The 24,620-nt window shown below is 60.5% G+C and carries 28 protein-coding genes; 15 read left to right on the top strand and 13 right to left on the bottom strand.

Translation table 11 applies throughout. The annotated features are described in order from the left end of the window. Window positions 1-97: 97 nt before the first annotated feature. The 4 genes from preA to VWZ87_RS07230 all read right to left on the bottom strand — a co-directional run bounded on the left by preA (window position 98) and on the right by VWZ87_RS07230 (window position 3,955). Window positions 98-1,402, bottom strand: coding sequence for an NAD-dependent dihydropyrimidine dehydrogenase subunit PreA (gene preA / locus VWZ87_RS07215; RefSeq protein ID WP_340545339.1), 1,305 nt, complete (start codon window positions 1,400-1,402; stop codon window positions 98-100). A 53-nt stretch (window positions 1,403-1,455) separates the two neighbouring features. Continuing rightward, entirely contained in the window at window positions 1,456-2,790 is a 1,335-nt protein-coding gene (locus VWZ87_RS07220; protein WP_416536160.1) for an NAD(P)-dependent oxidoreductase, read from the bottom strand. Between the two features lie 315 nt (window positions 2,791-3,105). Then, complete coding sequence (locus tag VWZ87_RS07225; protein WP_340545337.1) at window positions 3,106-3,501, bottom strand: RidA family protein; 396 nt, start codon at window positions 3,499-3,501, stop codon at window positions 3,106-3,108. A 190-nt stretch (window positions 3,502-3,691) separates the two neighbouring features. Next, the gene (locus VWZ87_RS07230) at window positions 3,692-3,955 is read right to left on the bottom strand and encodes a DUF2312 domain-containing protein (protein WP_014874404.1); all 264 of its coding nucleotides are present in this window, start codon (window positions 3,953-3,955) and stop codon (window positions 3,692-3,694) included. 233 nt (window positions 3,956-4,188) lie between these two features. Between VWZ87_RS07230 and VWZ87_RS07235 the strand changes: the two genes are divergently transcribed. After that, window positions 4,189-4,407 (top strand): hypothetical protein, encoded by a 219-nt coding sequence (locus tag VWZ87_RS07235; protein ID WP_340545336.1) that lies wholly within the window; start codon window positions 4,189-4,191, stop codon window positions 4,405-4,407. 115 nt (window positions 4,408-4,522) lie between these two features. Here VWZ87_RS07235 and VWZ87_RS07240 read toward each other — a convergent pair whose 3' ends face one another. After that, the gene (locus tag VWZ87_RS07240) at window positions 4,523-4,753 is read right to left on the bottom strand and encodes a hypothetical protein (RefSeq protein ID WP_340545335.1); all 231 of its coding nucleotides are present in this window, start codon (window positions 4,751-4,753) and stop codon (window positions 4,523-4,525) included. 344 nt (window positions 4,754-5,097) lie between these two features. On the opposite strand from VWZ87_RS07240, the gene VWZ87_RS07245 reads away from it, so the two are divergent. The 4 genes from VWZ87_RS07245 (at window position 5,098) to VWZ87_RS07260 (ending at window position 7,343) form a co-directional block, all read left to right on the top strand. Beyond that, a complete protein-coding gene (locus VWZ87_RS07245) occupies window positions 5,098-5,961 on the top strand; it encodes an MBL fold metallo-hydrolase (RefSeq protein ID WP_416536162.1) in 864 nt (287 codons plus the stop codon). 61 nt (window positions 5,962-6,022) lie between these two features. Beyond that, window positions 6,023-6,451 carry a YeeE/YedE family protein gene (locus VWZ87_RS07250; RefSeq protein ID WP_416536164.1) on the top strand — a complete coding sequence of 143 codons (429 nt, stop codon included), beginning with the start codon at window positions 6,023-6,025 and terminating at the stop codon, window positions 6,449-6,451. Further along, the gene (locus tag VWZ87_RS07255) at window positions 6,451-6,882 is read left to right on the top strand and encodes a DUF6691 family protein (protein ID WP_416536166.1); all 432 of its coding nucleotides are present in this window, start codon (window positions 6,451-6,453) and stop codon (window positions 6,880-6,882) included. Before VWZ87_RS07250 ends, VWZ87_RS07255 begins: the two co-directional genes overlap by 1 nt. A gap of 11 nt (window positions 6,883-6,893) precedes the next feature. After that, window positions 6,894-7,343 (top strand): TIGR01244 family sulfur transferase, encoded by a 450-nt coding sequence (locus tag VWZ87_RS07260; RefSeq protein WP_416536168.1) that lies wholly within the window; start codon window positions 6,894-6,896, stop codon window positions 7,341-7,343. Window positions 7,344-7,544: 201 nt separating this feature from the next. Here the strand turns inward: VWZ87_RS07260 and VWZ87_RS07265 are convergent, their stop codons facing one another. The 5 genes from VWZ87_RS07265 to VWZ87_RS07285 form a co-directional block, all read right to left on the bottom strand. Next, a complete protein-coding gene (locus tag VWZ87_RS07265) occupies window positions 7,545-8,927 on the bottom strand; it encodes a FliM/FliN family flagellar motor C-terminal domain-containing protein (RefSeq protein ID WP_416536170.1) in 1,383 nt (460 codons plus the stop codon). Window positions 8,928-9,008: 81 nt separating this feature from the next. Next, complete coding sequence (locus VWZ87_RS07270) at window positions 9,009-11,687, bottom strand: ATP-binding protein (RefSeq protein ID WP_340545329.1); 2,679 nt, start codon at window positions 11,685-11,687, stop codon at window positions 9,009-9,011. After that, window positions 11,687-12,022, bottom strand: coding sequence for a hypothetical protein (locus VWZ87_RS07275; protein WP_416536172.1), 336 nt, complete (start codon window positions 12,020-12,022; stop codon window positions 11,687-11,689). The genes VWZ87_RS07270 and VWZ87_RS07275 overlap by 1 nt, the downstream gene beginning before the upstream one ends. Next, window positions 12,019-12,465 carry a response regulator transcription factor gene (locus VWZ87_RS07280; protein ID WP_340545327.1) on the bottom strand — a complete coding sequence of 149 codons (447 nt, stop codon included), beginning with the start codon at window positions 12,463-12,465 and terminating at the stop codon, window positions 12,019-12,021. Before VWZ87_RS07280 ends, VWZ87_RS07275 begins: the two co-directional genes overlap by 4 nt. Before the next feature lie 99 nt (window positions 12,466-12,564). Further along, the gene (locus tag VWZ87_RS07285; protein WP_340545326.1) at window positions 12,565-13,878 is read right to left on the bottom strand and encodes a short-chain fatty acyl-CoA regulator family protein; all 1,314 of its coding nucleotides are present in this window, start codon (window positions 13,876-13,878) and stop codon (window positions 12,565-12,567) included. A 232-nt stretch (window positions 13,879-14,110) separates the two neighbouring features. Between VWZ87_RS07285 and VWZ87_RS07290 the strand changes: the two genes are divergently transcribed. The 9 genes from VWZ87_RS07290 to aat all read left to right on the top strand — a co-directional run bounded on the left by VWZ87_RS07290 (window position 14,111) and on the right by aat (window position 22,894). Then, window positions 14,111-15,457, top strand: a complete 1,347-nt coding sequence (locus tag VWZ87_RS07290) for a substrate-binding protein (protein WP_340545325.1) — start codon at window positions 14,111-14,113, stop codon at window positions 15,455-15,457. Window positions 15,458-15,611: 154 nt separating this feature from the next. Next, window positions 15,612-16,634 carry a branched-chain amino acid ABC transporter permease gene (locus tag VWZ87_RS07295; RefSeq protein ID WP_340545324.1) on the top strand — a complete coding sequence of 341 codons (1,023 nt, stop codon included), beginning with the start codon at window positions 15,612-15,614 and terminating at the stop codon, window positions 16,632-16,634. A 4-nt stretch (window positions 16,635-16,638) separates the two neighbouring features. Then, entirely contained in the window at window positions 16,639-17,841 is a 1,203-nt protein-coding gene (locus VWZ87_RS07300) for a branched-chain amino acid ABC transporter permease (protein ID WP_416536174.1), read from the top strand. A gap of 12 nt (window positions 17,842-17,853) precedes the next feature. Next, entirely contained in the window at window positions 17,854-18,609 is a 756-nt protein-coding gene (locus tag VWZ87_RS07305; RefSeq protein ID WP_340545322.1) for an ABC transporter ATP-binding protein, read from the top strand. An 11-nt stretch (window positions 18,610-18,620) separates the two neighbouring features. Beyond that, window positions 18,621-19,376 (top strand): ABC transporter ATP-binding protein, encoded by a 756-nt coding sequence (locus VWZ87_RS07310; protein WP_340545321.1) that lies wholly within the window; start codon window positions 18,621-18,623, stop codon window positions 19,374-19,376. Window positions 19,377-19,579: 203 nt separating this feature from the next. Then, complete coding sequence (locus VWZ87_RS07315; RefSeq protein ID WP_416536176.1) at window positions 19,580-20,116, top strand: LuxR C-terminal-related transcriptional regulator; 537 nt, start codon at window positions 19,580-19,582, stop codon at window positions 20,114-20,116. A 160-nt stretch (window positions 20,117-20,276) separates the two neighbouring features. Then, the gene (gene accB / locus VWZ87_RS07320) at window positions 20,277-20,771 is read left to right on the top strand and encodes an acetyl-CoA carboxylase biotin carboxyl carrier protein (protein ID WP_340545319.1); all 495 of its coding nucleotides are present in this window, start codon (window positions 20,277-20,279) and stop codon (window positions 20,769-20,771) included. Between the two features lie 9 nt (window positions 20,772-20,780). Continuing rightward, on the top strand, window positions 20,781-22,133 hold the full coding sequence (gene accC / locus VWZ87_RS07325; protein WP_416536178.1) for an acetyl-CoA carboxylase biotin carboxylase subunit: 1,353 nt from the start codon (window positions 20,781-20,783) through the stop codon (window positions 22,131-22,133). Between the two features lie 128 nt (window positions 22,134-22,261). After that, window positions 22,262-22,894 carry a leucyl/phenylalanyl-tRNA--protein transferase gene (aat, locus tag VWZ87_RS07330; protein ID WP_416536180.1) on the top strand — a complete coding sequence of 211 codons (633 nt, stop codon included), beginning with the start codon at window positions 22,262-22,264 and terminating at the stop codon, window positions 22,892-22,894. Here the strand turns inward: aat and VWZ87_RS07335 are convergent. From VWZ87_RS07335 to VWZ87_RS07345, 3 genes are all read right to left on the bottom strand, one after another. Continuing rightward, window positions 22,858-23,220, bottom strand: coding sequence for a DUF2155 domain-containing protein (locus tag VWZ87_RS07335; RefSeq protein ID WP_416536182.1), 363 nt, complete (start codon window positions 23,218-23,220; stop codon window positions 22,858-22,860). The two genes, aat and VWZ87_RS07335, sit on opposite strands and share 37 nt — an antisense overlap. After that, the gene (gene mlaD / locus VWZ87_RS07340) at window positions 23,220-23,672 is read right to left on the bottom strand and encodes an outer membrane lipid asymmetry maintenance protein MlaD (RefSeq protein WP_340545315.1); all 453 of its coding nucleotides are present in this window, start codon (window positions 23,670-23,672) and stop codon (window positions 23,220-23,222) included. The genes VWZ87_RS07335 and mlaD overlap by 1 nt, the downstream gene beginning before the upstream one ends. A gap of 95 nt (window positions 23,673-23,767) precedes the next feature. Further along, window positions 23,768-24,154 (bottom strand): NADH:ubiquinone oxidoreductase subunit NDUFA12, encoded by a 387-nt coding sequence (locus VWZ87_RS07345; protein ID WP_340545314.1) that lies wholly within the window; start codon window positions 24,152-24,154, stop codon window positions 23,768-23,770. A gap of 172 nt (window positions 24,155-24,326) precedes the next feature. Here VWZ87_RS07345 and VWZ87_RS07350 point away from each other — a divergent pair, with 172 nt between their 5' ends. Next, window positions 24,327-24,614 carry a hypothetical protein gene (locus tag VWZ87_RS07350; RefSeq protein WP_416536184.1) on the top strand — a complete coding sequence of 96 codons (288 nt, stop codon included), beginning with the start codon at window positions 24,327-24,329 and terminating at the stop codon, window positions 24,612-24,614. Window positions 24,615-24,620: the final 6 nt, after the last annotated feature.

Raw genomic sequence — 24,620 nt, forward strand, 5'->3', positions numbered from 1 at the left:
TCAACAGTGTGATGCGATCAATAGCAAACGGCGCGCCGATCAGGACGCGCCGTTTCCAATTATGTCAGTCGGGCAGCGTGTTAGGCCGCCAGCCCCCCTATTCGGCCGCCGTCACCGACGGATTGTTGGGATGGGTTGTCCAATTTGCATATTCATCGGACACCACTTTGCCCGTGCGTTCGTCGATCTGACCGGCGGGCACCTCCTCCATGGTGATGCAGCCTTCGACCGGGCAGACATTCACGCAAAGATTACAGGCGACGCATTCGTCATCCTTGACGGTAAAGACGCGATCCTCGCTCATCGCGATGGCCTGATGCGAGGTGTCTTCGCAGGCGGCAAAGCAGCGACCACATTTGATGCAATCATCCTGATTGATCTTGGCCTTGGCGACGTAGTTCAGATCCAGATACTGCCAGTCGGTGACATTGGGCACGGCTTTACCAACAAAATCATCTAGACGGTTGTAGCCTTTGTCATCCATCCACTGGTTCAGGCCCGAGATCATCTCCTTCACCACATTGAAACCATAGGTCATGGCAGCGGTGCAGACCTGCACGTTGCCTGCACCCATGGTCATGAACTCAGCCGCATCGCGCCAGGTGGTGACGCCGCCAATGGCCGAGATCGGCAGGCCATGAGTCTGCGGGCATCGGGCGATTTCGGCCACCATATTCAGCGCAATCGGCTTCACTGCCGGGCCGCAATAGCCGCCATGTGTGCCCTTGTCGCCGATGGTTGGCTCAGGCGCCATGGCATCAAGATCCACCGATACGATCGAATTGATCGTATTGATCAGGCTGACCGCGTCGGCACCGCCCGCTTTGGCTGCCCGCGCTGGGTGGCGAATGTCGGTAATATTCGGCGTCAGCTTCACAATCACCGGCTTGGAGTAGTATTTCTTACACCACTCCGTGACCATCTGGATGTATTCCGGCACCTGCCCCACGGCAGAGCCCATACCACGTTCGGCCATCCCATGCGGGCAGCCAAAGTTCAGCTCGATCCCGTCAGCACCGGTAGCTTCGACACGCGGCAGGATATCCTTCCAGGCCTGCTCCTCGCAGGGCACCATCAACGAAACGATGATGGCGCGATCTGGATAGTCCTTTTTCACGCGGGTGATTTCTTCCAGATTCACCTCAAGCGGGCGGTCGGTGATCAGCTCGATATTGTTGAGCCCCAGAAGGCGGCGGTCCGCCCCCCAGATCGCGCCATAGCGCGGACCGTTCACATTGACCACCGGCGGGCCTTCGGAGCCGAGGGTCTTCCAGACCACCCCACCCCAGCCGGCCTCAAAGGCGCGGCGCACGTTGTATTCTTTATCCGTCGGCGGCGCAGAGGCGAGCCAGAACGGGTTCGGAGATTTGATCCCCAGGAAATCTGCTGTCAGATCAGCCATTTGTCTGTTCCTTACACTGGCAACACAGGGCCGGGTCCGGCCCTGCTGCTGGCTTAGCCCATCAGGCTGGCGTGAATATCCATGGCCGCATCGCGACCTTCGGCGACGGCCGTCACTGTCAGATCCTCGCCGCCAGAGGCACAATCACCCCCGGCCCAGACCCCCGCGACCGATGTCCGGCCCTGCGCGTCCACCTTGATCTTGCGCCCATCAAGCGCCAGCGCGTCCGGCTGGCCCTCAAGCGTCTGCCCGATCGCCTTGTAGATCTGGTCAGCTGCGATCCGCACCGTCTCGCCGGTGCCGGTCAGCTGACCGCCTTCGCTGGTGGTATACTCCAGCTCGATTTCCGCACAGGCGCCATTCCCGTGCACAGCCACCGGCTGAACGTTGAACATCAGCTTTACACCCTTGGTGGCCGCAAGGTCCTGCTCGAACCGGCTCGCCCCCATGGCGTCACGGCCGCGGCGGTAGGCGATGGTGACATTCTCGGAACCAAGAAGCTTCGACTGCACAGCCGCGTCAACCGCAGTCATGCCGCCGCCGATCACGACGACATTGCGACCGACCGGCAGGTTTGCCAGATCATCGGCCTGACGCAGCTCGGCGATGAAATCGACTGCATCACGCACACCGTCCTTGTCCTCGCCCGCCGCCCGCAGGGCGTTCACACCGGCAAGACCGATGGACAGAAACACTGCGTCATATTCGGCCTTCAGGGCATCGAGGCTCAGATCGCCACCAAGCTTCTTGCCGTATTCCATGGCAATTCCACCGATCTGCAGAAGCCAATCGACTTCTTTCGCCGCAAAATCATTGGTGGATTTATACGCGGCGATCCCGAATTCATTCAGGCCGCCCGCCTTGGACCTGGCGTCATAAACGACAACGTCATGGCCCAACATCGCAAGACGGTGCGCCGCAGAGAGACCCGCCGGACCGGCACCAACCACGGCCACTTTCTTGCCGGTTGTTTCGGCGCGGCTGAAAGGGTGCGCGCCCTTTTCCATCAGCGTGTCGGTTGCATAGCGTTGCAGACGGCCAATCTCGACCGGCTTGCCTTCGGCCGCTTCACGAACGCAGGCTTGCTCGCAGAGGGTTTCGGTCGGGCAGACCCGCGCGCACATCCCGCCAAGGATGTTCTGTTCGAGAATAGTCTTCGCCGCCGTTTCCGGGTGGCCGGTCTGGATCTCGCGGATGAACTGCGGAATGTCGATGGAGGTTGGGCAAGCCGTAATACAGGGCGCATCATAGCAGAAATAGCAGCGATCCGCTGCCACCGCCGCCTCATGCGCCTCATATTGCGGATGCAGATCTCCAAAGTTGTCGGCAATTTCTGAGGCGGACAAACGCCCTGCCTGAACGCCGGATGCCTGATGGCTGGTCGCCATTGGGTGTCTCCCTGGATTTGTTTATTATGCAAACCAGAGTGCCACAGTTTGATTTTTTATCAACTGGTAAAATTTTTGAAATGACGTTTTTCTTAGCCTGCCCTGCCGATCCTCTACTCAAGGTGTTAAAAACAAAAACGAAAACCGCGCCGCCCAGAATATGGGCAGGCGCGGCATCCCTCAATCCACCCGCGCGCTCGGGGCAGTATCGGTGTCAAAAAAGGTCAGGACAACTGATCTAAAACAGCGCCCGCAGCGCTGCCGACAGGACCATTCGCATGGAGAGATTCAGCGCGCGGCTAAGCGCCAGCCACCTCAGGCAAGCATGGCCGTCGCTTCGATCTCGATTTTGGCACGGTCTTCCACCAGGTCTGCAACAACGACCATTGTCATGGCTGGAAAATGATAACCCATCACCGCACGATAGGCGGCGCCAACCTCCGCCTGATGGGCCAGATACTCCGCCTTGTCGGTGACATACCAGGTCAGCCGGGTGATATCGCTGGCCTGCCCGCCTGCCTGCTGCACCACGGTCAGGATATTCTGAAGCGCCTGGCTCATTTGGCCGATGAAGTCATCGGTTTCAAACACCTGATCCGCAGTCCAGCCAATCTGGCCACCGACGAACAACATCCGCCCCTCGCCGATCATGCCATTCGCATAGCCTTTTGCAGGTTTCCAGCCATCGGGGTGCACGTTGATTGTGGGCATTGGGGACTCCTGCATCGGCGGACGGGGGACAATTATCCGCCAATATCGGTCACCTGAGATAATACTTCAAGCTTAAAATTTACAGACCTAAAGCATAACCGGGATCGAAGGCCCAGAAACAACAAAGCCCCCCGCATTGGCGGAGGGCCGATGTCGTCACCTTGCAGTCACGCGCGGTCTGAGGCCGCCGTTACATGCCAAGCGCTTCTTTATACATTTCAAGAACCGCTTCTTCCTCGGCGATATCGTCCTTGTCTCGCTTGCGCAGGGCGATCACCTTGCGGATCACCTTGGTGTCATAGCCGCGCGCTTTGGCTTCGGCCATGATCTCTTTCTGCTGCTCTGCGAGATCTTTTTTCTCGGCATCCAGACGCTCGAACCGTTCGATAAACTGGCGCAATTCACCAGCGGTCACACGGTAGCTGTCGCTTTTTTCGTCTTCGGTCATATCCATCGTGGGCTCCGTCGGCAAAGGGTAGACATTCGGATCAGCCCTCCAGATACAAGTGCGCACCTCAGTCCGCAAGCAGTGATAGGACAATCCCGCGCAGCGCCCGCCCCAATAGGCAAAATCTGCCACACACCATAACCCACCAGGCCCGCACGGGTTGCCGCGGGCGCAGCAATCCGATAGGCGCTGCCCCTGAAAACGACCGGCGCATTGGCGCGCCGCCATCGGAGAGTGCGATGTACGAGATTCTGGTTTGGGCTGGTGCGGCTGTATCTGTGGCCGGTCTTTTGGGGCTGATGTGGAGCGTTCTGCGCGTGATGCAGGCCAAACGTCAGAAGCTGGACGACGACGCCCTGCGGGCCGTCATCCAAAAGGTCCTGCCCTATAATCTGGGCGCGCTATTCCTGTCGGTTATCGGCCTGATGCTGGTCATGCTGGGGCTCAGCCTGGGCTAAGCCCCGCCTTGCGGTGGCGCCGTTTTTTCCACCGTGTCGGTGACGCACTGCCCCCGGGCAGGCCGACCGTGACCATGACAGGCCAGCGGCTGACCGCCGGGCACAGCGCCATCTGTCAAACCGGCATATTGTCGAACATATCCTCGGCGGATTCCTCGCTAAGGATCTGCTCCAGTCGCACCATGCGGGTCGGCACACGCCCACCCGCCACACGCAGACGTGCCAATGTCCGGTTAAAATCAGGATGCAGCGCAAGCCGATCCTGGCGATGTGCGGCCAATATCTTGCGTTCGAGCCCTTCGGCCCGCTGTATCAGACTGTCGATCCTGCTATTGTCGTTGGTCATTCCACACTCCTCCCTAGAGCCTGCGCGGCGGGCATCACCCGCGCCGCAACACGGGGGTATGAACCGGGACGGAGAGGGCTGAACAACGCCCTTCTGCCCGCTCCCGACACCCCTTGTGTTCTGCACAAGTCATCGCGGTTCACCTCACCACAATCGCCACAGTAGCATAGTATCCGCAGCATGACTTTGAGCGAGATCAACCATAACGAGAAAATGAGCAGGTACAAGCCAGGGCACCGACCCCGCGCCCTGATTTACGGTCGATTTTTCACAGCCCCGGGTGAATGCCCACTTGAACATATTCATTATTTAATATATGTAAGTGCCACAGCAGGAGGGTCCCCATGAAGCCGATCGTCAAAGCCTTTTTTGATGAACAGACAAATACCGTATCCTATGTGGTGCGGGAGCCGGACGGCAGCGCCTGCGCGCTGATCGATTCCGTGCTGGATTTTGATCATGCCGCAGGGCGCACCGATACCCGGTCCGCTGATGAGATGATTGCCTGGGTCAAGGCCGAAGGGCTGCGGGTGGAATGGATCCTCGAAAGCCACGTTCATGCCGACCACCTGTCGGCAGCGCCCTATCTTCAGGAACAGCTGGGCGGGAAGATTGGCATTGGTGCCAATATCACGCTGGTTCAGGACACTTTCGGCAAGGTGTTCAACGAAGGCACCGAGTTTCAGCGCGACGGCAGCCAATTCGACGCATTGTTCAAACATGGCGATAGTTTTCACATCGGCCAGATGCGCGGCGACGTGCTGCACACACCGGGCCATACCCCGGCCTGCCTCACCTATGTGATTGGCGACGCAGCCTTTGTCGGTGATACGCTGTTCATGCCGGACTTCGGCACCGCCCGCTGCGATTTTCCGGGTGGATCCTCTGAGGCGCTGTTTCAATCCATCCAGAAAATTCTCGCCCTGCCCGATGAGACCCGAATCTTTGTCGGTCACGATTACAAGGCGCCCGGCCGCGACGACTATGCCTGGGAAACCACCGTTGGAGAGCAGAAGGCGCTCAACATCCATATCGGTCAGGGCCGTCCCATCGAGGAGTTCGTGGCCATGCGGGATGCCCGCGACGCCACTCTGGCCATGCCCCGGCTGATCCTGCCATCACTGCAGGTCAATATGCGGGCCGGCCGGATGCCAGAACCGGAGGACGACGGCCATGTCTACCTCAAGGTGCCGATCGACAAGCTTTGATCGGGCCTGACACACACTGCGCCGAACTGGGCACAAGCGGCCATAAACAAGGGATATCACGATGAATGCAGATTGGATCTGGGGACTGATTGGCGGTGCGCTGATCGGCACAGGCGGGGCAGTTTATCTGCTTGGCAACGGCCGTATCATGGGCGCCAGCGGCATCCTTGGCGGGCTGATCGACGGCAGCGGGCGCAATACGTCGGGCGAGCGCATCGCGTTCATCGCCGGTGTCATTCTGGTGCCGCTGGTGATCTGGCTGACCGTGGCCGACGCCCCTGACACCCATCTGACCAGCAACACCGTGGTGATTATCGCAGCGGGCCTGCTGGTTGGTCTTGGCACCCGTATCGCCAATGGCTGCACATCCGGCCATGGCGTCTGCGGCATATCGCGGCTGTCGCTGCGCGGGCTAGTGGCAACTCTCATTTACATTCTTGCAGGCGCCGTGACATTGGCCCTGTTTCGTCATCTCTGGGGGCTGATCTAATGCGGGTACTGCTGTCCTTCGTCGCCGGCGGGCTTTTTGGTCTAGGACTGTTTCTGTCAGGGATGACCGACACGCAAAAGGTCCAGGGCTGGCTTGATATCTTTGGCAACTGGGACCCCACGCTGGCCTTCGTGATGGGCGGCGCGATCCTGCCGATGGCAGTGGCCTGGCAACTGACAGACGGACGCCGCCCACTGGTCGGTGGCTCCTTTCCCAGCCTGCCGCGCCAGGAACTGGACAGGCGCCTGGTGATCGGTTCGGTCCTCTTCGGGATGGGCTGGGGGCTTGCCGGTCTCTGCCCCGGACCAGCAATGGCCTCGCTCAGCTATGGTGGGTTTGGAGGCGTCATTTTCCTGGTCTCGATGGGCGCCGGCATGATTGCGGCACCGCCCGTCGTCCAGCGACTGGACCGAACCGCAGCAAGCACGTAAAAGACAGATCCATGGATGCACGCACATTGACCCCCCGCTATTCCGTCTCGCCGCAGATTTCGGTTGAGGACCTGCCACAGCTGGCCGAGGCCGGTTTCACCACGGTGATCTGCAATCGGCCCGATGCCGAGGTACCGCCAAGCCATCAGGCCGAGGCTATCCGCGCCGCCGCTGAGGCGCAGGGGCTTCGGTTTGAGGTGCTTCCCCTGACCCACCAGACCATGACGCCTGAGAATGTTGCGCAGCAACAGGCCTTTATTGAGGCTTCCGAAGGTCCGGTTCTGGCCTACTGTGCCTCGGGCACGCGCTGCTCGGTCATCTGGGCCCTTGGGCAAGCGCCGGTGATGCCGGTGGATGAAATCCTCGCTGCAACCGCGCAGGCGGGCTATCAGCTGGACGGGCTCCGGCCGACTCTGATCGCCGTCGCAACCCAATCCGCCCTTGCCGAAGGCGACAGCTGACGTCGTGGCCAAAGCCCGCAACGCCAGATAAGCTTCGCCATATAAACATATGAAAAATGAAGACAGTGCCGATCGTGCACTGTCTTTTTTGTTTCTGCCGATAGCGGGTGTTCAGCTGAGCTTTCGAAAGGGTCGCATTGCCGCGCACCGTGCGGAGACTGGCAGGACAGCATCAGGCGCGATGGGATTGCGTTATCGGGGTCAGCCGGTACCGCTGTTCAGCCCTGCCAGATCGGAGATTTCCATCGCGGCGGCGTCGGCGTTGAACTCGCCCAGCCCATCTCCCAGCCCATCTCCGAATCCATCACCCAGACCGTCCCCCATGGGCATCGCGCCAAGGTCCGGCAATTCGCCAAGATCCGGCAGATCACCAGACATCGCATCACCAAGACCGTCGCCAAGCCCATCACCGAGGCCATCGCCCATTGGCATTCCGCCGAAATCGCCGCCAAGGTCGCCTCCCAGATCGCCGCCAAGGTCGGCTCCAAGATCACCGCCGAAATCCCCAAGGTCGCCGCCCATATCGCCAAGCCCATCACCTAGCCCACCCATGCCGCCCATCGGGTCTTGCAACCCGTCGGCCGCGATGGAGAGATCCAGCGTCGGAGGTTCATGGTCGAGCGCAGCGGCATCGCCGCCCATATGAGTTGAGAATGAGCCCTGATCGGCTGCACTATCATTCACAAGTTTGGTCCGGGGATCTGTCAGCCGCACGGCGCGGGCACCATTCATCTGCCCCAGACGTCCCTGCGCAACGGCTTGGCCGCTGATCGAGATCATTTCCGTCTCATAGAGATAGGCCTGATCCAGCGGCAGAAGATCCCCCTCCTCGAGCGAGGAGAATTCATTTGCGGGGATCTTCATCTTGCAGAGGATCGCGCGCAGCTCTGCACGCATTGACCCCATGTTGCTGCCCAGTGACGGTCCCGTAGCATGGGCTGATTGCCCGGCCTGCCCCAGATCCTCCGGCGTGGGTTCCGGCAGGATCAATGTCAGCCCGCCCTGCATGGCACCGCAGGCCAGATCCAGCGTCAGCTCAATCACCCGGTAATCTTCAGCCTCAAGACCCAGAACGAGGCTGCGCACATCCTCTACCTGCGCGCCGAAACGGTAGCCGGAGAAGATCGCCTCATCCTTTTGCTGGGCCAGCATGGAGACCACCTTGGCAAAGGTGCGCTCAAGAAAATCGGCAACCATGGCCGCGTCTGTCGGGGTGTAATTACGTTCGCTCGGCGCCTTGCCTAGAACCTGCCCCATGGTCTGCTGCTGAATGAGGGCGGTCACGGTTGGCGCGTCCAGTGTCGCAGCACCGATACGCCCGTTCGGCCCGTCCAATACCACCAGCAGATGCTTGTCCGACAGATGCGGTGGCAGATCTTCCGGAACACGGTTGGACTGGCGCGCGGCCAGCACAGCGACCGGCAGATCACACAGATCCGCCGCCGCCCGCGCAATCGAGCGGCGCAACGCCTTGAGGGTCAGGGAGCTGGTAAGCCCGCCTTTGCCTTCTTTGGTGGCGGCCAATTTGCGGGCCAATACGCCGCTGCCACCAGTCGCTGCCGATTCCGATTTCGTTTCAGACATAGGTTGTAAACCTGCCCCTCTCGCACCGCTTTGCCATAGGTCTACCCCAAGAGTGGTTACCAATAACTTTACGATAAACAGTTAAACCGGGTTTTCCCGACGAAGAGGTAAGGAAACCTGAAACGCGCCGCCGACCTCATCCGATAGGTAGGCCACATCACCGCCGAGTCGCTGCATGATCTCGCGACAGATCGCCAAACCAAGACCGGCGCCGCCTGCACGTTCTGGGCTAACTCTCGAGAATTTCTCGAAAATCATGGTCCGAAACTCCGCCGGGATTCCCTGCCCATTGTCGATGAAGTCAATGAACAACCAGTCACCGCTCTGCCGAGCCATGATACGCAGCTGCGGCTCTGCCGCGGTGCAGTATTTGTCGGCATTGGCGATCAGATTGATAAACACCTGTGCCAGCCGGTCCAGATCCGATGACAGCCGCATCTCATCCGTCGCGGCATCACGCTGAACCTTCAACCGCGCGGAACCATCCGCCAGCGCGGTTGCCTCCGCATGATCCAGTACATCGCCGAGCCGCCCGGCGCTGATGTTGAGGCTGACCTGACCGTTTTCCAACACGCTCAGATCCAGCAGATCGTTCAGCAGACGGGTCAGCCGCTGCGCCTCGTCATGGATGATACCAGCATAGCGGCTGTGATCACGGGGTTCGAGGTTCTCAGTGTCGCGCAGGATTTCGGAGAAGGCGCGAATAGAAGTCATCGGCGTGCGTAATTCATGGCTCACCTGGCTAAGAAACGCATCCTTCTGCTGCGATAACTGGGTCAGCTTTTCGTTTGTTTCCTGAAGCTTGCGCGCGGTTCTTGACAGCTCTTCAGATTGCGCCTCAAGCCGGTTGGAATACTCGAGGATCTGCGCGGTCTCATCCGCCACAGCCAGCAGATCCTGCACCGACACCGACGATCCCCCCACAATCTGCCCCACCATGGCGTGGGCCGCCGCCGCCCCGATCGAGGCGCTGAGTTCGCGTTCCAGCCGCTCCAGAAACGCAGGCGTCGGCTCCGGCAACGGACCACGCCCTCCCTGCCGCGCCAATTCGCTCTGAAAGAACTGCTGAGCCTCGCCCGCGCCCAGAATACGCTGCGACATGATCATCAGATCCTCGCTTTGCGCAACCGAGCCGGTCCAGCCGCGCGGCCCCGACGAATGATCGAACACATGAACAAACTGCGCGCCCTGTAACCGCTCCAAAGGGCTCGGAAAGGTCAGCAATGATCCGATAAGAAACGCCGCCGTGTTCAAGGCCATCGACCAGAGCACCGCATGGACCGTCGGATCAAGGCCCTCGATCCCAAAGAGCGCATGTGGCCGCAACCAGGATAGGCCCAGCAGCCCCTCGGCCAGCACCCGCGCGGGCAACAGCCCACCGCCAAGCTCCGGCAGCAGCATTGTATAAAGCCAGATCGCAAAGCCGACCGACAGGCCGGCCAGCGCACCGCTGCGCGTGGCGCCGCGCCAGAACAGGCCCCCGACAAGGCTCGGCAGCATCTGGGAGATACCGGTAAAGGAGATCAGACCGATGGCGGCCAGCGCCGCACCGCCGCCTGACAGCGTGTAATAGAAATACCCCAGCGCCATGATGCCTGCGATGGACAGACGTCGCGACAGCAGCACCACATGCCGCACATCCCCCGAGACCGAGGCGCCCACCTCCTGCCAGCGCAGCCAGATCGGCATCACGATATGGTTCGACACCATCGTCGACAGCGCCATTGCAGCCACAATGGCCATGGATGTTGCCGAGGAAAACCCGCCAAGGAAAGACAGCATCGCCAACCCTTGCTGTCCCTGCGCCAGCGGCAGGGTCAGCACGAACAGATCCGGATTCGACCCGGCCGGGAGCAACTCCAGCCCGATGGCCGCAATCGGCACCACGAAGATCGAGATCAACAGCAGATAAAGTGGAAACGCCCAGGCCGCGACCCGCAGGTGGCGTTCATCCTCATTCTCGACCACCATGACCTGAAACATACGCGGCAGGCAGACAAAGGCGGCGGCGGACAGGAACGTAATGGTGGCCCAGCGACCGCCATCGACCTGCCACTGACCTATGCTGGAGGCGTCAATCCGCGCCATCGTCTCGCCCACACCACCCGCCACTCCCCAGACCACAAAAATGCCCACCGCCAGCAGGGAGATCAGTTTTACCACGGCCTCAAGCGCGACGGCGGTGACAACACCATGATGGCGTTCGTTGGCGTTGAGATTGCGCGTACCAAACAGAATGGCAAAGGCCGCAAGCCCCGCCGCCACCCAGAATACCGTCTGCGTTTCATTGACGCTGCGCAGCGGATCAGCCTCGGCAAAGATCGAGAAAGACAGTGTAATCGACTGCAATTGCAGCGAAATATAGGGGGTCGTACCAATCACCGCCAGAATCGTGACGCCAATCGCCAGAAGGTTCGACTTGCCATAGCGCGCAGACAAGAGGTCAGCGATAGAGGTGATCCGCTGGCTGCGACCGACCCGTACCAGCTTGCGCAGCCCCCACCACCAGCCGACCATTACCAGCGTAGGGCCGAGGTATATGGTGATAAACTCCAGTCCCGAACGTGCCGCATAGCCCACGGCGCCATAGAAGGTCCAGGCCGTGCAGTAGATGGACAGCGACAGCGTATAGATCAGCGGAGATCGCATCCAGCGGGCGGCGCGACCGTGGCTGGCATGGCGGTCCGCCGCAAAGGCGACGATGAACAGAAGGGCGACATATCCCAGACAGACCAGCGCCAGAACATTGAGTGACGCCATCAGTCTGCGTCCCCGCCCCGGCGCGGCTCGCCACCCTCTGTCCAATGTTCCGCCCAGCGGCGCACCGCCAGCGCAAAGCCGAAGCTGGCCAGGATCAGCCCCGCCCAAACGACCAGGATATAGATCATTGCCCGCGACAGGGGCATACCCGACACCGTGTCGGGGGCCGGATAGGGATCAGGGTCAGGCCACATCAGCGGAACCGCAAACAGCAGCGCACCGAGCACCGGCAAGAATCGTGCGACATCCATCAGGCGACGGCGGCGGTAGGTCTTGCGCTCGACAAACGGCGCCGCGGTTTCACCCTCGCCTTCGGCCCCGTCGCCACGGATCATCCCTGGCGGGCCTGTTCGGCCAGATCGGCAGCGGCGGCAGCCGCCGCATCAGACAGTTTGGCCCGGTTCTGGGCAGCCTGCGCGTGCAGATCCCGCACAGCGGTCAGCACCTCATTGTTGGAAAACGGTTTGGTCATGAACCGCGTAACTCCGGCCTGTTCGGCCATCTCCCGGTCGCGCAGCTGCCCCCTTGCGGTCAGCATCAGCACCGGCAACCCCGGCAATCGCGCGCTCTCGCGCAGCTCGCGGATGATCTCCAGGCCACTTTTGCCCGGCAACATCAGATCCAGGATCACCAGATCCGGCTTGGCTGCACAGATCACCTCTACCGCATCACTGCCATCGGCATGGCTGTCCACCTGCCAGCCGTCGCGGGTCAGCAGAAACCGGATTGCTTCGGTGATATTCGGCTCGTCTTCGACCAGAACAACATGCCTGCCCATTGTGTGGATAGTCCTCCCCTACGCCCGAACCTTCGCGGGGTCATTGCCCCCAGGCGCCTCCGTCCCTGGCGCAACAGTAGCGCTGCGCTTGCGCCGCTGTCAAAACTCTTCCTTCAGGATCGACGGCTCGCGCCGCGCCACACAGTCGCGGCGCGAACAGATCCGGCAGCTCGCGCCGACCGGCTGAGCGGTCTCGGCCACGTCACGCTTGGGCAGGATCAGCATCACAGCATGATACAACGGATCGCTGTCGAAATCCGGTCGCTGATGCGGCCAGGAAACCGCCAGACAATCAAACCCGACTGCATTGCGCCCCTGTTGCACCACATCGCGGCGCACGGGTTCCTGCGGCCGCGACAGCGCCGTGTAAAGCGGCCAGAGCGGACAGGAGGCTCCAAAACGCGGCAGGGCGAACCCGGTCACAGGCTTGCGGAACAGGATCGACCCCGAGGCATCGCAGATCACCAGCCCTGCCTCCTGCCCCAGAACTTCAGGCGGCAAGGCCCCAAGCCGCCGCAGCACCGTCGGCAGGTCACAGTCGAACGCACGCGCCAGGGCGACGGGGGCCACGCCATCGCGGGCAAGCCGCTCGGCCAAATCTGTCAGCGGCATCGCCTCGGCATCGGCGCAATATTGCAGCAGCCCGGCGCGGGCAATGGCGGTTCCGGCGGCGCTGACCAACTCATCGGCCTGCGACAGCAGCGCCTCGATCAGCCCGGGGCGGGCGGCCACATCCGCAACTTCCAGTTCCACGAAGTGGTGCTCATGAGCGGCAAAGAACTGCTCCGCCTCTTCCTGAGGCATCCCCCGCCGTTCGACCGATGTGTTGCTCTCATCAAGAAAATTCACCAGCGCGCGGCTGCTCTCGGCCAGACGCCGGGAATCCTCGTTGAGGTTCTTGTGGAACCGATCCCGCCATTCGGCCTCCAGCTCGCCGGTTTCGGCGAGGATCGAGGCAGTCGACCGGATGGCGGCAGCGGTAGACAGCACCTCATGCAGCGAAGCCGCCAGCTGAGGATCATGTGTCAGCCGGTCCGACAACGTCTGGACCGTCCGTTCCAAGCTGGCAATCCGCAGTCGGCCTTGGGCCAGAACCTCGGCCCAGCCGGGAAAGCGGCCCGCAAATTCGTCTACCCGGTCCAGTTCGGCCACAGGTCGGGTGAGATCAGCCGCCGCCTCCCGCAGGGTCGCCAGCAACGCCACCTCTGCCCCTTCGGTCAGCATGGAGGGTTCAACCGCCAGCACCCTTGCAAGATCCACCAGCAGCTTACCGCCGATTCTGCGGCGATTGTGTTCAATCAGGTTCAAATAGGAGGCCGAGATATCGACCAGCCGGGCCAGCTCCGCCTGACGCAGTCCCAACATCAAGCGCCTCTCCCGGATACGGCTTCCTGTCAGCGTGTCACGGCCCATGGCAATGCCCCCTCTCAAAAACACGGTGGATCAAGGGTTTTCTGCAACGCAACATAAGTTTCTTTACAAAGAATCCTTAACACCTGTTCATTTCTTTACAGAATAAACCTGCATTTCAAGGGTTTTATTGCGCAATTTTACAAGCCGCGCCCATACTGATTTTGCACGAAAACGTGCGGGCGCCAGCGGAAGTGAGGAGCTGTTGTCGTCATTACACAAATGGGAGGATTACATGTCCAAGACTGACGTATCACGTCGCGGAGTCCTGAAGACCGGCGCCCTGGCAGGTGCCGGCGTTGCGCTTCCGACAATCTTTACCGCATCGTCTGCTGCGGCGTTTACCAACGAACCGACCGGCAGCAGCGTGACGCTGGGCTTCAACGTTCCGCAAACAGGCCCCTATGCCGACGAAGGCGCGGACGAGCTGCGCGCCTACAAGCTGGCGGTCGAACATCTGAATGGCGGCGGCGACGGCGGCATGATGAACACCTTCTCGTCCAAGTCGCTACAGGGCAACGGTATCCTGGGCAAAGAAGTCAAATACGTCACCGGCGACACTCAGACAAAATCTGACGCCGCCCGTGCCTCCGCCAAGTCGATGATCGAAAAGGACGGTGCCGTAATGATCACCGGTGGCTCGTCCTCCGGTGTTGCGATTGCCGTGCAGGGTCTCTGCCAGGAGGCCGGCGTGATCTTCATGGCGGGTCTCACCCACTCCAACGACACCACTGGTAAAGACAAGAAAGCCAACGGCTTCCGTCACTTCTTCAACGGTTACATGTCCGGCGCTGCCCTGGCGCCGGTGCTGAAGAACCTCTACGGCACTGACCGGAACGCCTATCACCTGACGGCGGATTACACCTGGGGCTGGACCCAGGAAGAATCCATCGCCGCCGCCACCGAGGCCCTGGGCTGGAACACCGTGAACAAAGTGCGCACGCCGCTGGCTGCAACCGACTTCTCGTCCTACATCGCCCCGGTTCTGAACTCCGGCGCGGATGTGCTGGTGCTGAACCACTATGGCGGCAACATGGTGAACTCGCTGACCAACGCGGTTCAGTTCGGCCTGCGTGAAAAGGTTGTAAACGGCAAGAACTTCGAGATTGTCGTACCGCTCTATTCGCGTCTGATGGCGAAAGGTGCGGGCGAGAACGTGAAGGGCATCCACGGCTCCACCAACTGGCATTGGTCGCTGCAGGACGAAGGCTCGCAGGCATTCGTACGTTCCTTCGGGTCCAAGTATGGCTTCCCGCCCAGCCAGGCCGCGCATACCGTCTACTGTCAGACCCTGCTGTATGCAGATGCGGTGGAACGCGCGGGTTCGTTCAACCCCTGTGCGGTTGTCGAAGCCCTCGAAGGGTTCGAATTCGACGGTCTGGGCAACGGCAAGACGCTCTATCGCGCCGAAGACCACCAGTGCTTCAAGGACGTTCTGGTTGTGCGCGGCAAGGAAAACCCGACCTCGGAGTTCGACCTGCTTGAAGTGGTCGAAGTGACCCCGGCAGCGCAGGTGACTTACCCGCCGGATCACCCGATGTTTGCAGGCGGTGCCCTGGGCACCTGCAACAGCGGCGCCTGATCGCGGTAACCGGGGCGGGCACTCTCAACGGTGCCCGTCCCGTCACTCTCCCGGCTTGACCCTGCCCGACATGTCTAGACGACAGGACCAGCGCCAGCGGCGCTGAACAGCCGACTTATGCCAATTCCAGACGGACCAACCGAAGGTGGGGACAATGGACGCAATCCTATTGCAAATCTTGAACGGGCTCGACAAGGGCTCGGCCTATGCGCTGATCGCGCTGGGTCTGACACTCATCTTTGGCACGCTCGGCGTGGTGAACTTTGCCCATGGGGCGCTGTTCATGATCGGCGCGTTCTGTGCGGTCACCGTGCAACGCGTCCTGAGCCTCAGCTTTGAAACCGTGGATGAAACCCAGAAGGATTTTCTGGGCAATCCGCTCAAGGTGAAAACCCCCTATGTGGAGAGTTGGTTCGGCCCCGAGGTGGGCGGTGCCATCGTCGACTGGGCCGTGCCGTTGGCGATCCTATTTGCCATCCCGATCATGATTACGGTTGGCTATGTGATGGAACGCGGGCTGATCAAGCATTTCTACAAGCGCCCCCATGCGGATCAGATTCTGGTGACCTTTGGCCTCGCCATCGTGTTGCAGGAGGTGGTGAAATATTTCTACGGCGCCAACCCGATCCAGACGCCTGCGCCCGATGCGCTGAACGGCGTGATCAATCTGGGTGCGATCATCGGCCTCGACATCATCTATCCGGTCTGGCGCGTGGTCTATTTCGGCTTTGCCCTTGTGATCATCGGCGGCATCTTCTCCTTCCTGCAGTTTACCACATTCGGCATGGTGGTGCGCGCCGGTATGGCCGACCGTGAAACCGTCGGGCTGCTGGGAATCAATATCGACCGCCGCTTTACCATCATGTTCGGCATCGCGGCCGCCGTCGCGGGACTGGCCGGCGTTATGTACACACCGATCAACTCCCCCAACTACCACATGGGTATGGATTTCCTGGTGCTGAGCTTTGTGGTGGTGGTTGTCGGAGGTATGGGATCGCTGCCCGGCGCCGTGCTTGCAGGGTTCCTTCTTGGCGTGCTCGAAAGCTTCGCCTCGATGAATGAAATCAAATCCCTGATCCCCGGTATCGACCAGATCATCATCTATGTGGTCGCAATCATCATTCTGCTCACCCGCCCGCGAGGCCTGATGGGCCGCAAAGGTGTGATGGAGGACTAAGCACATGTTCGCACTCAACAAAAAAGACAAGACGCTGCTGCTGGTCGTTGCCATCCTGACCCTGTTTGCACCGTTCATCCTGAACCCCTTCCCGACTGGCAGCGCCCTGGCGCAGTTCAACGCGGGCTACCCGGACCTGATGCAGCGGTTTGTAATCTTCGGGATCTTTGCCATCGGCTTCAACATTCTCTTTGGCCTCACCGGCTACCTGTCCTTTGGTCATGCCGCCTTCCTTGGTGTGGGATCCTATTCAGCGGTCTGGATGTTCAAGCTGCTCAGCATGAACGTGGTTCCGGCCATCGTGCTGTCGGTGATCGTCGCGGGTCTGTTTGCACTGGTGATCGGCTATGTCAGCCTGCGCCGCTCCGGCATCTACTTCTCGATCCTGACGCTGGCATTCGCGCAGATGTCCTTCAATCTGGCCTATTCGGTGCTGACCCCAATCACCAATGGCGAGACCGGCCTGCAGCTGACGCTGGATGACCCGCGCATTCTGGGCGTGTCGGCAACCGCTGATGGCTCGATCCCGGTGACCAGCCTCTTTGGCCTGGAGATGCGCTCGACCTTCGAGATGGTCGTGGGTCCGTGGGCCTTCCAGTTCAACGCGGGCTACTACCTCTGCGCACTGATCCTGCTGGCCGCATTCTACCTGTCGATCCGTATCTTCCGCTCGCCCTTTGGTCTGATGCTGAAGGCGGTGAAATCGAACCAGCAGCGGATGAACTACACCGGCCTGAACACGCGGCCCTACACGCTGGCTGCCTTTGTGATCTCGGGCATGTATGCCGGTCTGGCTGGCGGCCTGATGGCCTCAATGGACCCGCTGGCAGGCGCCGAACGGATGCAGTGGACCGCCTCTGGTGAAGTGGTTCTGATGACAATCCTCGGCGGAGCAGGCACCCTGATCGGGCCGGTTCTGGGCGCAGGGTTCATCAAATACTTCGAGAACATCTTCTCCAAGATCAACGACAACGTCCTGCACAGCTGGTTCAGCTTCATGCCCGACGGGATCGAGGATGCGATGGTCTTCATCGTCCACCCCTTCATCGGCAAGGGCTGGCACCTGACGCTGGGCATCCTGTTCATGCTGGTTGTGATTTTCCTGCCCGGTGGCCTGGTCGAAGGCGGACAGAAGCTGCGCGGCTGGATCCAGGGGCGCAAACACGAAAAAGACAGCCCCTCGGGCAAAACTGAACCTGCGGAATAAGGAGCAAGACCAATGGGTATCCTTGAAGTCAAAAACGTAGGCAAACGGTTCGGCGGCCTTCAGGCACTGTCAGAGGTGAACCTCAGCGTGCGCGAAAACACGGTCCACGCCATCATCGGCCCCAATGGTGCAGGCAAATCAACCCTTCTGAACTGCCTGGTGGGCAAACTGATCCCGGATACAGGGTCGGTGATGTTTGACGGCAAATCCGTTCTGGGCCGCGCGCCTTATGAGATCAACCAGATGGGCATTTCCCGCGTCTTCCAGACGCCAGAGATCTTTGGCGACCTCTCGGTGCTGGAGAACATGATGATCCCCTGCTTTGCCAAACGCGACGGCGCATTTGAGATGAATGCGATCAGCGCCGTCTCCAGCCAGCGCGACATTCTGGAAAAGGCAGAGCATATGCTGGAGGAGATGAACATGGCCGACAAACGGCACATGAACGCGGCCTCCATGTCACGCGGGGATAAGCGACGGCTTGAGATTGGCATGTGTCTGTCACAAGAACCGCGCCTCCTGTTGCTGGACGAACCCACAGCGGGCATGGCGCGGGCCGATACCAACAACACCATTGATCTGCTGAAACAGATCAAGTCCGAGCGCGACATCACCATCGCGATCATCGAACACGACATGCACGTCGTATTCTCGCTGGCGGACCGGATCACCGTGCTGGCGCAGGGCAAACCACTGGTGGAGGATGATCCGCAAAACATCAAAGGCAACCCGAAGGTGCGCGAAGCCTACCTCGGCGAGTCGGCGTAAGGAGATCACAGATGAACGTCAAACCCGACTTTTCCAAACACGCCAACCACGCCACCACGGCCCCGGCCTTTCTCTCGGTCTGGGACATGCACGCCTATTACGGCGAGAGCTACATCGTTCAGGGCATTTCCTTCAATGTGCATGAAGGTGAGATCCTGGCGCTTCTGGGTCGCAACGGCGCTGGCAAGACTTCGACCCTGCGTTCCATCGCGCGCACGGGTTCACCGATGGTGACCAAGGGCGAAATCTGGCTCGATCATCAGCCGCTGCACACGATGTCCTCGCATGAGGCTTCGGCGGCGGGCCTGGGTCTGGTGCCGGAAGATCGCCGCATCATCCCCGGCCTGACGGTTGAGGAAAACCTGCAGCTGGCCCAGATTGCCCCGCCCATCGGCTGGTCGATCGAACGTCTATATGAACTGTTCCCGCGTCTTGGCGAGCGGCGCAAGCAAGAGGGCGTGACCCTCTCCGGTGGGGAGCAGCAGATGCTGGCCATCGCCCGCGCGCTGGCCCGTGACATCAAGGTGCTGCTGCTCGACGAACCCTATGAAGGTCTGGCCCCCGTGATCGTCGATGAGATCGAAAAGACCCTCATCCACATCAAACAGCAGGGCATCACCACCGTCATCGTCGAACAGAACGCAGTGCGCGCCCTGGAACTGGCCGACCGCGCGGTGATCCTCGACACCGGAGGCATCGTCTTTGATGGCTCAGCGGCCGAGGTTCTGGAAAACGAGGAACTGCGCGCCGAATATCTGGCCATCTGATCCAAACACTCCCCGTCGGGTCGGTACGAATGGCCGACCTTGGCACCTTGGGGCTGATGCCAGTGCATCAGCCCTTTTTTTTGGTGCCGCATCCGCGCGGAATCCCGGACAATGAAGGCCTGCCACCACGAGACAGATCGGCACTGGCGCCTATCCGGCGGAATTCGCTTTGCTTTGCACAATAACAGCGGTTATCTGCCCGCATGACCGATCTCGCCTTTGAATTCGCCCCGGTGGGGCTGGCTTTGCTTGACAAACGGGTGATCCAGCGCTGCAACCGGCAGTTTGCCGAAACCTTTGGCGGCGACAGCGCCAGTTATGTCGGCCTGCCCATCGCCGAGCTTTACCCCAGTCAGGAAGACTTCCAGCGGATTGGAGATCGGCTGCAACAGGCGGATGCGCAATCCGGCCACTATAACGACGAACGGATCATGCGCCGTCGCAACGGCGATCTGTTCTGGTGCCGGGTGCGCGGGCGGTCGCTGACACCGGAGCAGCATTTTCGCAGCGGTGTCTGGAGCTTTGCCGATATTTCAGACGACCGACCGGTGGTCAGCCTCACCCCGCGCGAGCGGGATGTCGCGATCCTTACCTGTCGCGGGCTGTCGGCCAAGGAAATCGGTGCGGAACTGAACCTTTCGTATCGCACGATAGAAACCCATCGCGCCCATCTCCTGGTCAAATTCTCCGCCCGCAAGCTGCCGGAACTGGTGGCAAAACTGACCGGAATGCCGCTCTGAGCTCTGATCTGCGCGACGAGATTGCAAATCCTGCCAATGGCGCTCATGTTAGCGGCTATCTTGTCAGCGCTTTCCTTGTGGTAAAGCATACCCTATAAGCGCCTTCAATTCTTATGCCCGTAGGGATCTGCGGGCCTGTCGGAACCGGCTGAGGACAACAATGACAAATAAGACCCACGAAGCAGACGTATCCTTCATCAAAGCGCTGGCGGAACTGCTGCGCGACAATGATCTGACCGAATTGCAGGTCAAACGTGACTACGGCGAAGACGACAGCCTGAACGTGCGCGTATCGCGCCAGACCATGGCCGCGGCCCCTGTACAGGCTTATGCCGCACCGGCCCCGGTGGCCGCGGCAGCTGCCCCGGCGGCCGCCGCCCCTGCCGCAGCACCCGCCGCCGCAGAGGATCCCGCCAGCCACCCCGGCGCCGTTCCCTCGCCGATGGTCGGGACCGTCTACACCCAGCCCGAACCGGGCGCGCCGACCTTTGTAAAAGTTGGCGATCAGGTGGCCGAGGGCGATACCCTCTTGATCGTCGAAGCCATGAAGACCATGAACCACATCCCGGCCCCGAAGGCCGGCACCATCAAGCGTATCCTCGTCGAAGACGGCGCAGCGGTCGAATTCGGAACGCCGCTGGTCATCATCGAGTAAGGGTCCAACATGTTTGATAAGATCCTGATTGCCAACCGAGGTGAGATCGCGCTGCGCGTGATCCGCGCCTGCCGGGAAATGGGCATCAAGTCGGTTGCCGTGCATTCCACCGCTGACGCGGATGCGATGCATGTTCGCATGGCCGACGAATCCGTCTGTATCGGACCGCCGTCCGGCACCCACAGCTACCTGTCGATCCCCGCCATCATCTCCGCCTGCGAGATCACCGGTGCTCAGGCGATCCATCCCGGCTATGGCTTCCTGTCGGAGAATGCCAATTTCGTTCAGATCGTCGAAGACCACGGGCTGACCTTTATCGGCCCCACCGCGGAACATATCCGCGTCATGGGCGACAAGATCACCGCAAAGGACACCATGAAGGATCTGGGCGTGCCCTGCGTGCCCGGCTCCGATGGTGGTGTACCGGATCTGGAAACTGCCAAGAAAATTGGCGAGGACATCGGCTATCCGGTGATCATCAAGGCCACCGCCGGCGGTGGCGGACGTGGCATGAAGGTAGCCAGGACCGCCGCCGACATGGAACAGGCCTTCATGACTGCCCGCGCCGAAGGCAAAGCCGCCTTTGGCAACGATGAAGTCTATATCGAGAAATACCTGACCACACCGCGCCACATCGAGATCCAGGTCTTTGGCGACGGCAAGGGCAATGCCGTTCATCTGGGCGAGCGCGACTGTTCGCTGCAGCGGCGCCACCAGAAGGTTTTCGAGGAGGCTCCCGGCCCCTGCATTACCCCGGAGGAACGCGCGCGGATCGGCAAGACCTGTGCGGATGCTGTTGCAAAGATCAATTACATCGGCGCTGGCACCATCGAGTTCCTCTATGAAAACGGTGAATTCTACTTCATCGAGATGAACACCCGCCTGCAGGTGGAACATCCGGTCACCGAGAGCATTTTCGGTGTCGATCTGGTGCGCGAGCAGATCCGGGTCGCCGAAGGCCTGCCGATGTCGTTCACACAGGACGATCTGGAGATCAACGGTCACTCGATCGAGGTGCGGATCAACGCCGAGAAACTGCCGAACTTCTCGCCCTGTCCGGGCAAGATCACCCAGTATCACGCCCCCGGCGGGCTGGGTGTGCGGATGGATTCGGCGCTTTACGACGGCTATTCGATCCCGCCCTACTACGACAGCCTGATTGGCAAGCTGATCGTGCATGGCCGCGACCGGCCAGAGGCCTTGGCGCGTCTCAGCCGTGCCCTGGGAGAGCTGATCGTGGATGGTGTCGACACCACCGTTCCGCTGTTCCACGCGCTGCTCGAAGAGAAGGATATCCACACCGGGCAGTACAATATTCATTGGCTGGAAAAATGGCTGGAAACCAATCTCGGTAACGCCTGATCATTTGGGGCGGCCTTGCGGGGCCGCCTTTTTTCTTTCCCGCTGCTCGATTTTTACCCCTGCCCTTTGCCTTGTATCATCGCGTTTTCCATTTCCCCGAACCCACGATCCCGTTTTAGACTAGCCTTATGACCCTCACGCCAGAACTGCTGCTTCACGCCTATTCCGTCGGCGTTTTTCCCATGGCCGAGAGCCGGGACGACCCCGACGTTTTCTGGGTAGATCCGAAGCGGCGCGGCGTGTTCCCGATCGGTGGATTTCATCTGTCGCGCTCGCTGGCCAAAACCCTGCGAAAGGGGGGGCATGAAATTGCCGTGAACCGGGATTTTGCCGCAGTGCTTGACGGCTGTGCCGATCGCGCCGAGACATGGATCAACCCAGAAATCCGCGCCCGCTACATTGATCTGCACCAGCAGGGCAACGCCCATTCGCTTGAGGTTTATCACGCAGGTGAGCTGACAGGCGGCGTCTATGGGGTTGTGCTGGGCGGTGCGTTCTTCGGTGAGAGCATGTTCTCCCGGCGCCGGGACGCGTCAAAGATCGCATTGGCCTATCTGATGGATCGGCTGCAACAGACGGGTTTCACCCTCTGTGATACGCAGTTCCTGACGCCGCATCTCGCCTCTCTCGGCGCGGTCGAGATCAGCCGGGCGCGCTATCGCCGCCAATTGCGGGAGGCGCTGGATATTGACGCGGATTTTACCGCCGCCCCCCTGCCCACGCCTCAGGCGTTGGTGCAGCGCATCACCCAGATATCATAGCGGCTGTGATCCAGCGCGTTCAAAGCCGGGCTTGACGCGATCATCCAGCCGTCAAAATAAACCGTGGCATCATTGGGATTGCGCACCGTCACATAGGCATAGGCATCGCCGGTTGGGTTGTCGGCAGGAAAGCGGCATTCCTGCAGGCTAACGATCACGCCAAATATCTCAGCGCTGCCGCCCACCGGAATTTCCAGATCCTGCGTCTGACCATTGACCTTGTCGAGGCCGCGCAGAACGGCGGAGGTGCCATTTTCAGCAGCCCCCTGCGCGCAAGCGACACCCGTGGCCATCGCAAGTGCAAAAAGCGCCGCAATCAGACGCATCAGCCTTCGTCTCCGCTGCCTGCAACAAATTTCACCAGAAGCGAGATCAGGCTGACCGCACCCTGAGTGTCCTCCACCGCGTCCCCCGCCTCAAAGGCAAAGGGCGATCCGCCGGGCATCACCTCAACGAAGTTGCCGCCAAGCAGGCCTTCGGAAGAAATCACCACCGCGCTGTCATCGGGGATCTCGATCCCTTCCTTGACGGAGAACCGGGTATCGGCACGAAAGGTCTGCGGGTTCAGTTCAACACCGGTGACCGTGCCGATCTTGACACCGGCAAGACGGACATCGGTGCCAACGCTCACCCCTTCCAGAGACCGGAACGAGGCGTTCAGCTCATAAGCAGAGCCGGCGCGCGACAGACCGGCAGCCTGACCGGCATAGACGGCAAATCCGATGGCAGCGGCCAGAACCAGCCCACCTGCCAAAACCTCGGTAGTGTTATGCGACATGCTGTTTCAGCCCCTGCCTTTGGATGGGTCGACACCTGTGCCAACCGGCCAGCGCCGCTGGCGACGCTGTTGTCTCGATCAGATGTGACCGATGCTTATTCCGGCGACCATGCTTCATAGTCGCTGCGTTCCTTGGGAGCTCCGGCTGCGCGGATCGACCCGGCCGGCGCATAGGCCAGCATGGTGCCGGTCAGGTTTTCCTGATGCGGCTTTTCCCAGGGTTTATGCGCCAGAGGTTTTTCGGACGGCACTTCGTCAAACGTGCGGTGCAACCAGCCATGCCAATCGGCCCCGATGCGCGAGGCCTCAACCTCGCCGTTGAACATCACCCAGCGCTTGCTGTCGTCGGCATTGCGATAATACACGTTGCCCTGATCGTCCTCACCCACCTTGGTGCCCTTACGGGCGGTGAAGATACGCGTATTCAGGGTCGAGCCGTTCCACCAGGTCACAGCCCGCAAGAGAGAGTTCAGGATTCCCATCGGTTCCTCCGAAAATTTCGCTTCTGATATGGCGCAATTTACCGCCAAGGTCCAGACACGCTGCACCCGCCCATGGGGATTGTCGCAAAACTTCTCGGGCATTTGCACAATCGGGCCATAATTGCCGCCTAAGATGCGCGTGAATTCTTAACATCCGATAGCGAGGCCGCCCGTGCGCTTCATCCTTTCTCTGGTCGCGACCCTTATTGTCGCTGTTACTGTGCTGGACCTGATGCAGGTGACCAGCCTGATGATCCACGGCGACCGTGCCCAGCAGGGGCCAAAGACGATCCGCCTGGCCGAACCGGATGAAGGAGATTGGCAGCAGATGACAATGAAAACGCTGGACGCGGCGAAATCCATGCTGGGCCTGAATGCAGAACCAGAGAAAAGCGAGTTGCAGAAGCTGATGGAGCGGCGCCGCAAGGAAACCGCCCCTATGCGTAGTTTCGAGTTCTAGCCCGCA

It is taken from the genome of Phaeobacter sp. JH20_37 (genome assembly GCF_048056015.1).
GTDB lineage: Bacteria > Pseudomonadota > Alphaproteobacteria > Rhodobacterales > Rhodobacteraceae > Phaeobacter > Phaeobacter bryozoorum.

Bases quoted from the DNA above. Each gene is read 5' to 3' on its own strand.
- VWZ87_RS07280 (WP_340545327.1), bottom strand. From the start codon at position 12,465: ATGGGCAGGCATGTTGTTCTGGTCGAAGACGAGCCGAATATCACCGAA.
- VWZ87_RS07305 (WP_340545322.1), top strand. From the start codon at position 17,854: ATGGGTATCCTTGAAGTCAAAAACGTAGGCAAACGGTTCGGCGGCCTT.
- VWZ87_RS07290 (WP_340545325.1), top strand. From the start codon at position 14,111: ATGTCCAAGACTGACGTATCACGTCGCGGAGTCCTGAAGACCGGCGCC.
- VWZ87_RS07255 (WP_416536166.1), top strand. From the start codon at position 6,451: ATGCGGGTACTGCTGTCCTTCGTCGCCGGCGGGCTTTTTGGTCTAGGA.
- VWZ87_RS07285 (WP_340545326.1), bottom strand. From the start codon at position 13,878: ATGGGCCGTGACACGCTGACAGGAAGCCGTATCCGGGAGAGGCGCTTG.
- accC (WP_416536178.1), top strand. From the start codon at position 20,781: ATGTTTGATAAGATCCTGATTGCCAACCGAGGTGAGATCGCGCTGCGC.
- VWZ87_RS07260 (WP_416536168.1), top strand. From the start codon at position 6,894: ATGGATGCACGCACATTGACCCCCCGCTATTCCGTCTCGCCGCAGATT.
- VWZ87_RS07245 (WP_416536162.1), top strand. From the start codon at position 5,098: ATGAAGCCGATCGTCAAAGCCTTTTTTGATGAACAGACAAATACCGTA.
- VWZ87_RS07230 (WP_014874404.1), bottom strand. From the start codon at position 3,955: ATGGATATGACCGAAGACGAAAAAAGCGACAGCTACCGTGTGACCGCT.
- preA (WP_340545339.1), bottom strand. From the start codon at position 1,402: ATGGCTGATCTGACAGCAGATTTCCTGGGGATCAAATCTCCGAACCCG.
- VWZ87_RS07345 (WP_340545314.1), bottom strand. From the start codon at position 24,154: ATGGGAATCCTGAACTCTCTCTTGCGGGCTGTGACCTGGTGGAACGGC.
- accB (WP_340545319.1), top strand. From the start codon at position 20,277: ATGACAAATAAGACCCACGAAGCAGACGTATCCTTCATCAAAGCGCTG.
- VWZ87_RS07265 (WP_416536170.1), bottom strand. From the start codon at position 8,927: ATGTCTGAAACGAAATCGGAATCGGCAGCGACTGGTGGCAGCGGCGTA.
- VWZ87_RS07335 (WP_416536182.1), bottom strand. From the start codon at position 23,220: ATGCGTCTGATTGCGGCGCTTTTTGCACTTGCGATGGCCACGGGTGTC.
- VWZ87_RS07225 (WP_340545337.1), bottom strand. From the start codon at position 3,501: ATGCCCACAATCAACGTGCACCCCGATGGCTGGAAACCTGCAAAAGGC.
- VWZ87_RS07220 (WP_416536160.1), bottom strand. From the start codon at position 2,790: ATGGCGACCAGCCATCAGGCATCCGGCGTTCAGGCAGGGCGTTTGTCC.
- VWZ87_RS07295 (WP_340545324.1), top strand. From the start codon at position 15,612: ATGGACGCAATCCTATTGCAAATCTTGAACGGGCTCGACAAGGGCTCG.
- VWZ87_RS07270 (WP_340545329.1), bottom strand. From the start codon at position 11,687: ATGGCGTCACTCAATGTTCTGGCGCTGGTCTGTCTGGGATATGTCGCC.
- VWZ87_RS07250 (WP_416536164.1), top strand. From the start codon at position 6,023: ATGAATGCAGATTGGATCTGGGGACTGATTGGCGGTGCGCTGATCGGC.
- VWZ87_RS07275 (WP_416536172.1), bottom strand. From the start codon at position 12,022: ATGATCCGTGGCGACGGGGCCGAAGGCGAGGGTGAAACCGCGGCGCCG.
- VWZ87_RS07240 (WP_340545335.1), bottom strand. From the start codon at position 4,753: ATGACCAACGACAATAGCAGGATCGACAGTCTGATACAGCGGGCCGAA.
- aat (WP_416536180.1), top strand. From the start codon at position 22,262: ATGACCCTCACGCCAGAACTGCTGCTTCACGCCTATTCCGTCGGCGTT.
- VWZ87_RS07235 (WP_340545336.1), top strand. From the start codon at position 4,189: ATGTACGAGATTCTGGTTTGGGCTGGTGCGGCTGTATCTGTGGCCGGT.
- mlaD (WP_340545315.1), bottom strand. From the start codon at position 23,672: ATGTCGCATAACACTACCGAGGTTTTGGCAGGTGGGCTGGTTCTGGCC.
- VWZ87_RS07315 (WP_416536176.1), top strand. From the start codon at position 19,580: ATGACCGATCTCGCCTTTGAATTCGCCCCGGTGGGGCTGGCTTTGCTT.
- VWZ87_RS07310 (WP_340545321.1), top strand. From the start codon at position 18,621: ATGAACGTCAAACCCGACTTTTCCAAACACGCCAACCACGCCACCACG.
- VWZ87_RS07300 (WP_416536174.1), top strand. From the start codon at position 16,639: ATGTTCGCACTCAACAAAAAAGACAAGACGCTGCTGCTGGTCGTTGCC.